A 13,259-nucleotide genomic window follows, 5' to 3' on the forward strand; every position below is an offset into this window, starting at 1 on the left:
TTACATATAATGTTTCTCTGAATATTCCTGACCGGAAACGATGGAAAAAGACGGAAATAGCACAGAATGTATTAAAATTGATTTACAAAGTATTAGATTTGAGTTAAGATAAGGGGAGACTGAAAAATAACTGCGGGGAGCAGTGCGTTTCAGCGTATCTGGAGTGTGTAAAAAAACAGGAAAAAGACTTTGATTCGTTAGATATTGGATAAAACACACTCGTTAAGTATGAGAAAGAAAATTTGAGGTGAATATATGGAACAGTATGTCATCAGAGGTGGAAATCCTCTTGTGGGCGAAGTGGAAATCGGGGGAGCAAAAAACGCGGCGCTTGCAATTCTTACGGCAGCAACGATGACCGATGAGACGGTCCTGATCGAAAACCTGCCGGATGTCAGTGATATTAATGTACTTCTGGAAGCAATCGCAGAGATCGGAGCCACCGTGGACCGCATCGACCGCCATACCGTGCGGATCAATGCAGCAACCATCGGAGATCTGAGCGTTGATTATGAATATATCAAAAAAATCCGTGCGTCTTATTATCTTTTAGGCGCGTTGCTTGGAAAATACAAAAGAGCGGAAGTTCCGCTTCCGGGCGGATGTAACATTGGAAGCCGTCCGATCGACCAGCATTTAAAGGGATTCCGCGCACTCGGTGCTGAGGTAAGCATCCGTCATGGCGCAATCGTGGCAAGTGCGGCAGATCTGCATGGAAGCCACATTTTCCTGGATATGGTTTCCGTTGGAGCCACCATCAACATCATGATGGCAGCTTCGATGGCAAGAGGAAATACAACGATTGAGAATGCAGCGAAAGAGCCGCACGTTGTCGATGTGGCGAACTTCCTGAACAGCATGGGAGCAAACATCAAAGGAGCAGGAACCGATGTGATCCGGATCAAGGGTGTCGATACCCTGCACGGAACCAGCTATGCGGTCGTACCGGATATGATCGAGGCAGGTACGTATATGTTTGCAGCAGCAGCCACAAAGGGCGATGTGCTGATTAAAAACGTGATTCCAAAGCATCTGGAAGCAACAACCGCAAAGCTCGAGGAGATTGGCTGCGACGTAGAAGAGTTTGACGATTCCATCCGTGTGAGCGCAAGCAAACGTCTGGGCAGAACACACGTAAAGACACAGCCGTATCCGGGTTACCCGACCGATATGCAGCCGCAGATTGCGGTTACACTGGCACTGGCAAACGGTACGAGTATTGTAACAGAGAGTATTTTTGAAAATCGTTTTAAATATGCGGATGAGCTGGCACGTATGGGCGCCTGTATTAAAGTAGAAGGCAACACGGCGATCATTGACGGCGTAGAAAAATTTACCGGAGCAGAGGTTTCCGCACCGGATCTTCGCGCAGGTGCAGCACTTGTGATCGCAGGACTTGCAGCAGAGGGTGTTACCGTGGTGGATGATATTGTATACATTCTGCGCGGATACGAGGACTTCGACGGAAAGCTCCGTGGACTCGGCGCTGAAATTGAGCGTGTGAATAATGCAAAGGACATCCAGAAATTCCGGTTAAGAGCGTAAAAACAGTATAAAACAAATGTTGACAAAAAGGACGGTGCAATAAAAGGTACCGTTCTTTTATTTTACCTTATTGCGAAGAAATTGGCTTAAATTTTACTACTATTATTTTCAAAGCTGAGGCGGTCAGTATTGGTAAAAAAAGATATTTAAAAATATACAAATTTATGATATGTTGAATACGAAAACGTTACCGATTATACATTTTGACTAAAAATAATAAAAACCAGAGAGGGACAATATATGTCTAATAAAGCAGAAACACAATATAATCCACAATGTGGGGAGCGAAGAACAATTTTTTCAGATGAGTATGATTTTCTCACAAAAATTGAATCAGTGTGTGCCAAAGAAGATGGAATACATTTTTTGGTACGTACATGGAAAGACCGTATAGCCACAGTTCGTATTACATTTTTGACACCATCGGTATTCAGATTTGTGATGGTGCCGGAGATGACTGCAAAAAGCCACAGACAGACGGTAGTCGAAGATGTACCTGAATCGGAGTTTGAAACAAAAAATGCAGAATTTACAGAAAATGAAGATCTGTATATATATGAAACAAATCAGTTAAGTCTTCATTTTTCAAAAAACTACTGGGAAATGTCCATCTATCAGAATGGAAAATTATTGACGAAAGAACAGGCTTTTGACACTAATGTCGATAACCGGTGGAAACAGCTTCCAACAGGATTTAGAGTAGATGCATCTGGAAAAAGTATAGCCTCATTTGAGCAGTTTGTATTATTCTCCGATGAGCAATTTTGGGGATTTGGAGAGAAGTTTACACATTTTAATAAACGTGGACAAAGAATAGAGTGTTGGCAAAAAGATGCATTGTCTACTAATACGGAGGATTCATATAAAAGTCATCCGTATTTTACAAGCAGCCGGGGATATTCCGTATTGTTAAATACATTTACGCGTTCATCATTTGATATGGGTGCTTCATCATGGATCAGTTATCAGATGGGCAGTGACGATCCTATTCTGGATTATATTTTCCTGGCAGAAGAAAGCAAAGACTATAAGAAGCTATTGCAGCAGTATTTGCAGATTACAGGGCAGATACCTATGATTCCACAGTGGGCTTTTGGTTTCTGGATGTCAAAATGCTCTTATATGAGCCGTAAAGAAGTCGAGGATGTTGTTGCTGATGCTGAAAAATTTGGAATAGGTATCGATGTAATTCATATCGATGGCTGGCAGAGGCAGGATATGTCTGGTGTATGGGAATGGGATACAGAACGTTTCCCTGAACCGGAAGAAATGATTAAAGAATTAAATAAAAAGAACATACATTTAAGCCTTTGGAATTATCCGTACTTGCAGGAAGATTCGCCGGCATTTAAGGAACTGGCAGAACGTGGATTTTTTATAAAAAATAAAGAAGGGCATCCTGCAATGTTTAAAGCGACTGCAGATTCAGAGTTTTTGTGTGCCTGCTTTGATTTCACAAATCCGGAATTTCTGGCATGGTATGAGGAACGTGTGAAAAAAATCGTCAGAATGGGTGTATCAGTGATAAAAACAGATTTCTCTGAAGCAGTACCTGAAGATGTTGTATTTTACAATGGCATGAGCGGGCGAGAAGGACATAATCTTCTGACGTATCTGTATGCAAAAAATATTTACACATGGATGAAAGAAATTTGCGACGAACGTGGGGAATTGCCAATGCTTTGGGGACGCAGTGGGTATGTGGGTTCTCATACGATTCCGGCAGCATGGGCAGGAGATTCTTCCAGTGATAAAGCAAGTCACAGTGCAATTCTTCAGGCCGGACTTGGGATGGCTATGTCTGGTGTATCTTTCTGGGGTTATGATCTTGGCGGATTTTATAACACAGGTTATATCGGAAATGAGGAGCGTCCGAATATAGAAGATTACCTTTCCTCTGTGCAGATGGGATTGTGGATGCCATTATCCAGAGCGCACGGTAAAACACCGCGGGAACCATGGCAGTATGGAGATATGGCATTAAAAGAAGTAAAAAAATGGATTAACTTCAGACATCGACTTGTGCCATATCTTTATCACACAGCCTGCCAGAGTCATCAGTCTGGTATTCCAATGATTCGTCCGCTTGTGATGGAATATCCGAAAGATCCAATCGCAAAGACACAGAATCTGTCTTATATGCTTGGTGATGCATTGCTTATTTCACCCGGATTTGACAGAGATGAATATGAACTGTATCTTCCGGAAGGCCGGTGGCAGGATATTGAAAGTAAAGAAGTATATGAGGGAATGACATTTGTTCATATAGAAAACAAAGCTTTTGCTGATGGTGGTACATCTCTTCGGGTTTTCCAGAAAGAAGGAACAAGTATACCATTGTTTGCTCAAAAAGAAGTATTGCATGTGCCTGCACAACTATGGAAACAGGAAGATCTTGAATTTATGACATTTCAAAAAAAAAGATGTTGATTAGCTATTGTGCACAAAATAGATGCATAAGAATGTGAAAAATGGATAAAAAGAAAAAAGCTGAAATCATAAGAACTGACTTGACAAAAGAGATTTATCTGTGCTATATTCAACTACAGTTGTAGTGTGTAACTCGATTTTTGGAGGCATTAACTATACATAACAGGAATTGTTTATGTGGGTTAGTGTCTCTTTTTTGTGCTCTGTTTTAGAAAAAAGAGTACAGACCGGCTAAAAAGATGCAAAACCGCAGAAACTCTTCTTGTAAAAAGTATAAACTACACAAGGAGTAAAAAAATGAAGGACAAAATTTTTAGTGTTCTGCAGCGAGTGGGAAGAAGCTTTATGCTCCCGATCGCAATCCTTCCGGTAGCCGGACTTTTACTGGGAATCGGAAGCTCATTTACCAATGCAACCACGATTGAAACGTACGGTCTGACAAGCTTGCTCGGCAACGGCACAATTCTTCATGCACTGCTGGTGATCATGAACAAAGTAGGAAGTGCGGTGTTTGATAACCTGCCTCTGATTTTTGCGGTAGGTGTTGCAATTGGTATGGCAAAGAAGGAAAAAGAGGTTTCTGCCCTGTCAGCCGTTATTGCATATTTCGTTATGAATACAGCGATTAACGCAATGCTGACTATTACGGGTCAGATTCTGGAAAACGGAGAAATTGCAGAATCCGTTCTGGAAGGAACCATCACTTCTGTCTGCGGTATTCAGTCACTGCAGATGGGTGTGTTTGGCGGTATTATTGTCGGTCTTGGAGTTGCTGCACTTCATAATCGTTTTTACCGGATCCAGCTTCCGAATGCACTTTCTTTCTTTGGAGGTACTCGTTTTGTACCGATTATTTCTACGATCGTCTATATGTTTGTGGGAATTTTAATGTATTTTGTATGGCCGGTTGTACAGAACGGTATTTATGCGCTGGGTGGCCTGGTAACCGGCTCCGGTTATGTCGGAACGCTGATTTTCGGTCTGATTAAACGGGCACTGATTCCATTTGGTCTGCATCACGTATTCTATATGCCTTTCTGGCAGACAGCAGTCGGAGGTACCATGGAAGTGGCAGGACAGATGGTGCAGGGCGGACAGAATATTTTCTTCGCACAGCTTGCGGATTCTGCGAATGTTGCACATTTCAGTGCAGACGCAACGAGATATTTCTCCGGAGAATTTATTTTTATGATTTTCGGACTTCCGGGAGCAGCACTTGCCATGTACCATTGTGCGAAACCGGAGAAGAAAAAAGCGGCAGGCGGTCTGCTTCTTTCCGCAGCACTTGCGTGTATGGCAACCGGTATCACAGAACCGCTGGAATTCTCGTTCCTGTTTGTTGCGCCGGCGTTGTTTGTCGTGCAGGTTATTCTTGCGGGAACAGCTTATATGATCGCACACATCCTGAATATCGCAGTGGGTCTTACCTTTTCCGGCGGACTTCTGGACTTCTTCCTGTTCGGTATTTTGCAGGGAAATGAAAAGACAAGCTGGATGAGGGTGATTCCGGTCGGCATTCTTTATTTCTTCCTGTATTATTTTATCTTCAAATTCATGATTAAAAAGTTTGATTTTAAGACACCGGGCCGTGAGGATGATGATGTAGAAACCAAGCTTTATACGAAAGCAGATGTAAATGCCAGAAAAGAAGCGCAGAACGATGGGGTGGCATCGGAAGATGCCATGAGTGAAGCGATCACAAAAGGTCTTGGCGGAAAGAAAAATATTTCGGATGTGGACTGCTGTGCGACAAGACTGCGCTGTACTGTTCATGATGCAGCGAGAGTCAGCGATGGTATTTTAAAGGCGACAGGGGCATCTGGCGTTGTGCATAAAGGAAATGGTGTACAGGTTATTTACGGACCCAATGTAACTGTGATAAAATCAAATTTAGAGGATTATCTGGAAAAAGCTCCGAATACGTATGCGGAAGCAGAAAATACACCAACCCCAAAAGAGGCGGAACCGACGCAGGAAACAAAAGAACAGAAGGTTGTGGATACGATTACTGTCTGCAGCCCGATAAGCGGACTGGCAGCCGACCTTTCTACTGCGCCGGATGAAGCGTTTGCAGAAAAGATGATGGGAGACGGCGCTGTTGTGACACCGGAAGATCCTTATGTGCGTGCTCCGGAGGACGGAGAAGTCGCGTTTGTTTTTGACACAAAACATGCGATTGGATTTGTAACCGATTCCGGGGTCAGCCTTCTGATTCATGTCGGAATTGATACAGTAAAACTGAACGGAGAGGGATTTGAGGCACTGGTAGAAAGCGGTCAGACCGTGAAAAAAGGTGATCCGATGCTGAAACTGGATCTGGAATATCTGAAAACACATGCGCCGTCGGTTACGTCACCGGTTCTTTGCACAGAGCTGGAGGAGAACCAGAGAATCCGTCTTTTGGCAGACGGACCGGTAAAAGCAGGAGATCCTTTATTTGCGATTGAGATTCTCGCGTAAGCTGTGCCTTAAAAACGGGTGAGAAGAATGTACAGGATAGCAAAAACACTGAACCACAATTCATTTATTGGTGTGGAAGAAGAAAATAACCGGGAATATCTGGTCATGGGGAAAGGAATTGCATTTGGGAAAAAAACGGGACAGCGTGTACAGCCGGGAGACGATGCCCGCATTTATTCCCTGACAGAGATGACGGAGCGAGGAAATGCCAGAACCATTGTACAGGACGTTTCTCCGCTCAGCCTGGAGCTGGCGAGTGCCGTGCTTGACGAGGCAGAAAAGGAATTTGGAAAAATTGACCGTTCCATCGTCTTTCCAATGGCAGATCATCTGGATTTTGCTGTCCGGCGGATTCAGAACGGTGAGCAGATCAGCAATCCGCTCACCGACGATATCCGTGTGATGTTTTACAAAGAGTATAAAGTTGCTTCCTGTATCAGGGAGCTTTTAAAAGAACGGCTTCAGATCGAAATTGATGAACATGAAATCGGCTATCTTGCACTTCATGTTCATTCGGCAATTGTGGAGGAAAATGTTTCACAGGCCATGGAAGTAGCAAGAGCAGTCCGGGAGAGCATTTCTTTGGTGGAGCATATCACCGGGCATACCATCGATGTGATGTCGTTGTCGTATAACCGTATGATGAACCATATCCGCTATATGGTTGCAAGAGCGGTCAGTGGGGAAAAACTGAAAGTAAATATGAATGACTACATGTCCGTAAAGTTTCCGGAAGCCTTTCAGGCGGCGAAACGAATCTGTGAGGAGATGGAAAAGAGGCTGAAACTTCCGATGGAGGAGATCGAAATTGGATATCTCGCTATGCACATAGAACGGATTATGGACAGAGAAGAAGGAGAATAAAAGCATGAAAACATTTGAATATACCATTAAAGATGAACTGGGAATCCACGCAAGACCGGCAGGAATGCTGGTAAAGGAGGCAAAAAATTTTGCATCGGAATGCACCATCACAAAAGATGGAAAAACGAAAAAACTGACTCAGCTGATGATGCTGATGTCACTTGGTGTAAAGCAGGGAGATACCGTAACCGTTGCAGCAAACGGAGAGGACGAAGATGCAGCGATTGAGACGCTGAAAGCGTTTTTCGAAGCAAATCTGTAAAAAGTACGCTCGGAGGATAAAAAATGCAGTATTTTCAGGGGAAATCCGTATATAAAGGAATTGTTATGGGACCGGTTGCGGTTCTGAAGAAAAATGATTACCAGGTTAAAAGAGCCCGGATTGAAGATCCGGAAGCAGAAGTAAAACGTGTGAAAGAAGCCGTGGAGGTTTCGAAAAAACAGCTTGGCAGACTGTATGACAAGGCAGTCCGGGAAGTTGGAGAGGCAAGTGCGGCGATCTTTGAAGTCCATCAGATGATGCTGGAGGATGAGGACTATCTGGAATCAATGGAGAATATGATCCGGACAGAACTGGTAAATGCAGAATATGCAGCGGCAGCAACCGGCGATAATTTTGCAGAGATGTTTGCAGCTATGGATGATGAATATATGAAGGCTCGTTCCGCAGATGTAAAAGATATTTCCGAACGTCTGGTCCGCAATTTAAGCGGCGAGGGAGATAACGACCTGAGTTCTATGGAACCATCTGTTATAGTGGCAGACGATTTAAGTCCGAGTGAAACTGTACAGATGGACAAAGAAAAAATACTTGCGTTTGTGACTGTGCATGGATCTACCAATTCTCATACTGCGATTCTTGCGCGAATGATGAATATTCCGGCATTAATCGGCGTCCCGATGGATTTAAACGGTCTGAAAACAGGCATGACGGCCGTTGTAGACGGTTTTTCAGGTCAGGTTATCTTTGAGCCGGAGGAGGATGTGCGGAAGGAAACCGAAAAAAGAATGCAGGAAGAAGCAGAAAAACAGAAGCTTCTTGAGGAGTTAAAAGGAAAAGAAAATATTACGCCGGATGGCCGTAAGATCAACATCTATGCAAATATCGGCAGTGTTGGTGACCTTGGCTATGTGATGGAAAATGATGCCGGTGGAATTGGACTTTTCCGAAGCGAATTCCTCTATCTTGGAAGAAATGATTTCCCAACGGAGGAAGAACAGTTTCAGGCATATAAACAGGCCGTGCAGACCATGGCAGGCAAAAAAGTGATTATCCGTACGCTGGATATCGGGGCAGATAAGCAGGTAGAATACTTTAATCTTGGAAAAGAAGAAAATCCGGCGCTTGGGTACCGTGCAATCCGGATTTGTCTGAAACAGCCGGAAATTTTTAAAGCGCAGCTTCGCGCATTGTTCCGCGCAGCCGTTTACGGAAACCTTTCTGTCATGTATCCGATGATCACATCAACAGAAGAGGTAGAAAAAATCTACGCAATTGTTGCAGAGGTAGAGGAAGAGCTGAAAGCACAGGAAGTGCAGTATAAAATTCCGGAGCAGGGCATTATGATCGAGACACCGGCAGCCGTGATGATCAGCGACCGTCTGGCGGAAATGGTGGATTTCTTCAGCATCGGAACGAATGACCTGACGCAGTATACCCTGGCGATTGATCGTCAGAATGAGCAGCTGGATGATTTCTACAATCCACACCATGAAGCTGTTCTTCGGATGATTCGCATGGTGGTGGAAAATGCACACAAATGCGGAAAATGGGCAGGAATCTGCGGGGAGCTCGGTGCAGATCTGACATTGACGGAGCAGTTTGTACGAATGGGTGTGGATGAGCTTTCTGTTGCTCCGTCCATGATTCTGAAGCTGCGGAAGATTGTCCGTGAGATGAAAGCAGAAGAGTAGAAGAAAAGATACAGCAGATAAGAAAACTCTCTGTTTTGGAGAGTTTTCTTATCTGTTCACAAATAACAGAAGATACAGCCGAAAAATCAGAAAAAAAGAAAGGATGTTTGGGACAACAGTAAGAAAATGTCTCAAATCCTTTTATTTCCTCTTGACGAATGGCGTATTTTGCGATAGTGTATCAGAGTAACAAAAAACAAAATCAAAAATTGAGTTGCTTTTCTCTTATTCAGAGTGGTGGAGATACATAGGATCTGTGAAACCACGGCAACCCCCGGCAGATTGGTCTGCATGGGAAGGTGCCAGCCTGAGCGAAATTTTCGAACAATAAGGGGATTTGAACATTACTATTCAGGTCCGCTAAAAATTGCGGATCTTTTTTTACGAAAAAATGTTCAGGGAAAGCCAAAGCCCACGAACGAAAAGCAAAAGAGAAGAGAAGAAAAAAAAGGAGAAAAAGAATGGAAAAAAGACTGTTTACTTCTGAGTCTGTAACCGAAGGACATCCGGACAAAATCTGTGATGCCATTTCTGACGCGATTCTGGATGCGCTGCTTGAGCAGGATCCGATGAGCCGTGTAGCTTGCGAAACCTGTACTACAACAGGATACGTTATGGTAATGGGTGAGATTACATCCAACGCACACATTGATTTCCAGCAGGTTGTACGTGATACCGTTCGCGAAATCGGCTACGACCGTGCAAAATACGGATTTGACGCAGATACCTGCGCTGTTGTAACTGCAATTGACAAACAGTCCACCGATATCGCTATGGGTGTAGACAAAGCGCTCGAAGCAAAAGAGAACAATATGAGCGATGAGGAGATCGATGCCATTGGAGCAGGAGATCAGGGAATGATGTTCGGATTCGCAACCAACGAGACCGAAGAGTACATGCCATACCCGATCTACATGGCACACAAACTGGCTCGCCAGCTGACCAAAGTCCGCAAAGACGGTACTTTAACATACCTGCGTCCGGACGGAAAAACACAGGTAACCGTAGAGTACGATGAGAACGGCAAACCGTTCCGTCTTGATGCGGTTGTTCTTTCCACTCAGCATGATCCGGAAGTATCCCAGGAGCAGATTCATGAGGATATCAAAAAATACGTATTCGACGAAATCATTCCGGCAGACATGGTAGATGAGCACACCAAGTTCTTCATCAACCCGACCGGCCGTTTTGTAATCGGCGGACCTCACGGAGATTCCGGCCTCACCGGACGTAAGATCATCGTAGACACCTACGGCGGATACGCTCGTCACGGCGGCGGAGCTTTCTCCGGAAAAGACTGTACAAAGGTAGACCGTTCTGCAGCTTATGCAGCACGTTACGTAGCAAAGAATATCGTAGCAGCAGGTCTTGCCGACAAATGCGAGGTCCAGCTTTCCTACGCAATCGGTGTCGCTCATCCGACCTCTATCATGATCGACAGCTACGGCACAGGAAAACTCTCCGACAACAAACTGACCGATATCGTTCGTGAGAACTTCGACCTTCGTCCGGCTGGAATCATCAAAATGCTGGATCTGCGCCGTCCGATCTACAAACAGACTTCCGCTTACGGCCACTTCGGAAGAAACGATCTGGATCTGCCGTGGGAGAAACTGGACAAAGTAGAAGACCTGAAAAAATACCTTTAAAACACGGTTGTTCGTACGAACCTTGTGTTTATAGAAAGTTTAGAAAGATTCATCTAAGTTAATGAAAAATCCTCAGGCGTTGTGCTATAATAAATTTAGACTGCGTACTGAGGATTTTTTTCTGTCCTGCGGGCGCGGAAAATACGAAATATGTGTTGGAAAACAGGTGAATCTTATATGGAAAAAAAGAAAAAAAGCATGAAATTACGGACGAGAGTCATCATTTCTTTTTTCATCATCATACTGGTTCCGATTGTGATGTGCGCCTTGACGTTTTACTTTTTTGTAGGGTATAAGACGAAGAGCATTGGTGAAAAATATGGTCTCGCAAACGCAACGTACCGAACCATTTCGAACAATACGCTGCTTTTGAATGCGATGACAGCAGAAGAGTACGACGAGGTGGAGAAGACCGCAAAATCGGATACCTCGAGGCTGGAAGAAACGGATTATCTCGCCATTCTGAATGCGAGACTGAAGAAAAAACAGTCGTTTATTGCGGTGTGTGAAAACGGAACCATCATTTACAACGGATCGGCAGAGCTGTCGTCGGAGGAACTGGAAAATGAGCTGCCGAAATACGGCGATCCAGGCGCCAATTCCCAAGGCGGTGTTTATTTCCGAAATGAAAAACAGTGGATGGTCAAACAGGTGGACTATGAGAACGTGGACGGAAAAGAATGCAGTGCGTTTATCGTAACCAAGACAGATCAGATTGCGCCGCAGATTACGGGTATGGCAAGAGAACTTGCTGTTGTGACGGTTCTGATTCTGGTGTTCACCAGCCTTGGCCTGAGCCTTTGGATTTACCGCGGTGTGATCGGCCCGCTCGGACAGCTGAAGAAGGCGACGCAGAACATCAAAGACGGAAATCTTGACTTTACCGTGGAGCCGTGTGGTGTGGCAGAGATCAATGATCTCTGCGAGGACTTCGAGGAGATGCGCATCCGGCTGAAAGAGACGGCGGAGGAAAAGGTTGAGTTCGACAAAGAGAATAAAGAGCTGATCAGCAACATTTCGCATGACCTGAAAACGCCGATTACCGCGGTCAAAGGATATGTGGAGGGCATCATGGACGGTGTGGCGAATACGCCGGAGAAGATGGACCGTTACATCCGCACGATTTACAATAAGGCAAATGAGATGGATCGTCTGATTAATGAGCTGACATTTTATTCCAAGATTGACACGAACCGTATTCCGTATACGTTTTCAAAAATCCACATCGCAGATTACTTTGATGACTGCGTGGAGGAGCTGAATCTGGAACTTGACGCGCAGCATGTGGATCTGACATACTTTAACTATCTCGAGGACGACCCGGTCGTCATTGCGGATGCGGAGCAGATCAAGCGTGTCATCAATAATATTGTAAGCAATTCCATCAAATATATGGACAAGAGCCATAAGGTCATCAACATCCGTCTGCGCGATGTCGGAGATTTTGTGCAGGTGGAGATTGAGGATAACGGAAAGGGAATTGCGACGAAGGATCTGACGAAGATTTTCGATCGCTTTTATCGCACCGATGCGTCCCGCAACAGCACGAGGGGCGGCAGCGGCATCGGTCTTTCCATCGTGAAGAAGATTCTCGAAGACCACGGCGGAAAAGTGTGGGCCACCAGCAAAGAAGGCGTGGGCACCACGATGTACTTTGTATTAAGAAAATATCAGGAGGTACCTGTTTCATGAGTAAGATACTGATTGTTGAGGATGAGGAATCCATTGCAGATCTGGAGAAAGATTATCTGGAGCTTTCGGGCTTTGAGGTGGAGATTGAAAACCAGGGAGACACCGGTCTTGTACGGGCGATCAAGGAGGATTTTGATCTGCTGATCCTGGATCTGATGCTGCCGGAGGTGGATGGCTTTGAGATCTGCCGCGAAGTGCGTGAAAAGAAGGATATTCCGATTATCATGGTTTCTGCAAAAAAAGATGATATTGATAAAATCCGCGGACTGGGCCTTGGTGCGGATGACTATATGACAAAGCCGTTTTCCCCAAGTGAGCTGGTTGCGCGCGTGAAAGCACATCTGGCACGGTACGAACGTCTGGTCGGAAGCGGCAAGAAGGAAAATGATATCGTGGAGATCCGCGGCATCAAGATTGACAAGACGGCACGCCGCGTGTGGGTGAATGGCGAGGAGAAGCAGTTTACGACAAAAGAATTCGATTTGCTGACCTTCCTTGCGGAGAATCCGAACCGCGTCTTTACAAAAGAGGAGCTGTTCCGGGAGATCTGGGATATGGAGTCGATCGGAGATATTGCGACGGTTACGGTGCATATCAAGAAGATCCGTGAAAAGATTGAGTTTAATACGGCAAAGCCGCAGTATATCGAGACGATCTGGGGCGTTGGATATCGGTTTAAGGCATAAAGAATCTGTGTTTCGGGGA

Annotated in this window: 9 protein-coding genes and 1 riboswitch; all 9 genes read left to right on the forward strand. The window is 44.8% G+C overall.

Annotated elements, in window-relative coordinates; all coding sequences use genetic code 11:
• Nucleotides 1-255: 255 nt before the first annotated feature.
• Nucleotides 256-1,545: a UDP-N-acetylglucosamine 1-carboxyvinyltransferase gene (locus DXD92_RS14340; RefSeq protein ID WP_117510690.1), complete on the forward strand. Its 1,290-nt coding sequence runs from the start codon at nucleotides 256-258 to the stop codon at nucleotides 1,543-1,545.
• Nucleotides 1,546-1,785: 240 nt separating this feature from the next.
• Nucleotides 1,786-3,975 carry a glycoside hydrolase family 31 protein gene (locus tag DXD92_RS14345; protein ID WP_118640821.1) on the forward strand — a complete coding sequence of 730 codons (2,190 nt, stop codon included), beginning with the start codon at nucleotides 1,786-1,788 and terminating at the stop codon, nucleotides 3,973-3,975.
• Nucleotides 3,976-4,272: 297 nt separating this feature from the next.
• The gene (locus tag DXD92_RS14350; RefSeq protein WP_055267260.1) at nucleotides 4,273-6,435 is read left to right on the forward strand and encodes a PTS transporter subunit IIABC; all 2,163 of its coding nucleotides are present in this window, start codon (nucleotides 4,273-4,275) and stop codon (nucleotides 6,433-6,435) included.
• Between the two features lie 27 nt (nucleotides 6,436-6,462).
• Nucleotides 6,463-7,299, forward strand: coding sequence for a PRD domain-containing protein (locus tag DXD92_RS14355; RefSeq protein ID WP_118640823.1), 837 nt, complete (start codon nucleotides 6,463-6,465; stop codon nucleotides 7,297-7,299).
• A 4-nt stretch (nucleotides 7,300-7,303) separates the two neighbouring features.
• Nucleotides 7,304-7,561, forward strand: coding sequence for an HPr family phosphocarrier protein (locus DXD92_RS14360; protein WP_055267256.1), 258 nt, complete (start codon nucleotides 7,304-7,306; stop codon nucleotides 7,559-7,561).
• 23 nt (nucleotides 7,562-7,584) lie between these two features.
• Nucleotides 7,585-9,213 (forward strand): phosphoenolpyruvate--protein phosphotransferase, encoded by a 1,629-nt coding sequence (gene ptsP, locus DXD92_RS14365; protein WP_117510698.1) that lies wholly within the window; start codon nucleotides 7,585-7,587, stop codon nucleotides 9,211-9,213.
• 222 nt (nucleotides 9,214-9,435) lie between these two features.
• A riboswitch (SAM riboswitch) is annotated at nucleotides 9,436-9,547 on the forward strand.
• 127 nt (nucleotides 9,548-9,674) lie between these two features.
• Nucleotides 9,675-10,862 (forward strand): methionine adenosyltransferase, encoded by a 1,188-nt coding sequence (gene metK, locus DXD92_RS14370; protein WP_055267252.1) that lies wholly within the window; start codon nucleotides 9,675-9,677, stop codon nucleotides 10,860-10,862.
• A gap of 198 nt (nucleotides 10,863-11,060) precedes the next feature.
• Nucleotides 11,061-12,554: a sensor histidine kinase gene (locus DXD92_RS14375; protein ID WP_118640891.1), complete on the forward strand. Its 1,494-nt coding sequence runs from the start codon at nucleotides 11,061-11,063 to the stop codon at nucleotides 12,552-12,554.
• Nucleotides 12,551-13,240: a response regulator transcription factor gene (locus DXD92_RS14380; protein ID WP_117801792.1), complete on the forward strand. Its 690-nt coding sequence runs from the start codon at nucleotides 12,551-12,553 to the stop codon at nucleotides 13,238-13,240. Before DXD92_RS14375 ends, DXD92_RS14380 begins: the two co-directional genes overlap by 4 nt.
• The last annotated feature ends 19 nt before the right edge of the window (nucleotides 13,241-13,259 follow it).

Source organism: Blautia sp. TM10-2, from assembly GCF_003480845.1.
Taxonomy (GTDB): Bacteria; Bacillota; Clostridia; order Lachnospirales; family Lachnospiraceae; genus Fusicatenibacter; species Fusicatenibacter saccharivorans.

Excerpts from the sequence above, each read along its gene's own strand:
- DXD92_RS14375 (WP_118640891.1), top strand. The coding sequence starts at position 11,061 with ATGAAATTACGGACGAGAGTCATCATTTCTTTTTTCATCATCATACTG.
- ptsP (WP_117510698.1), top strand. The coding sequence starts at position 7,585 with ATGCAGTATTTTCAGGGGAAATCCGTATATAAAGGAATTGTTATGGGA.
- DXD92_RS14355 (WP_118640823.1), top strand. The coding sequence starts at position 6,463 with ATGTACAGGATAGCAAAAACACTGAACCACAATTCATTTATTGGTGTG.
- DXD92_RS14350 (WP_055267260.1), top strand. The coding sequence starts at position 4,273 with ATGAAGGACAAAATTTTTAGTGTTCTGCAGCGAGTGGGAAGAAGCTTT.
- metK (WP_055267252.1), top strand. The coding sequence starts at position 9,675 with ATGGAAAAAAGACTGTTTACTTCTGAGTCTGTAACCGAAGGACATCCG.
- DXD92_RS14380 (WP_117801792.1), top strand. The coding sequence starts at position 12,551 with ATGAGTAAGATACTGATTGTTGAGGATGAGGAATCCATTGCAGATCTG.
- DXD92_RS14345 (WP_118640821.1), top strand. The coding sequence starts at position 1,786 with ATGTCTAATAAAGCAGAAACACAATATAATCCACAATGTGGGGAGCGA.
- DXD92_RS14360 (WP_055267256.1), top strand. The coding sequence starts at position 7,304 with ATGAAAACATTTGAATATACCATTAAAGATGAACTGGGAATCCACGCA.
- DXD92_RS14340 (WP_117510690.1), top strand. The coding sequence starts at position 256 with ATGGAACAGTATGTCATCAGAGGTGGAAATCCTCTTGTGGGCGAAGTG.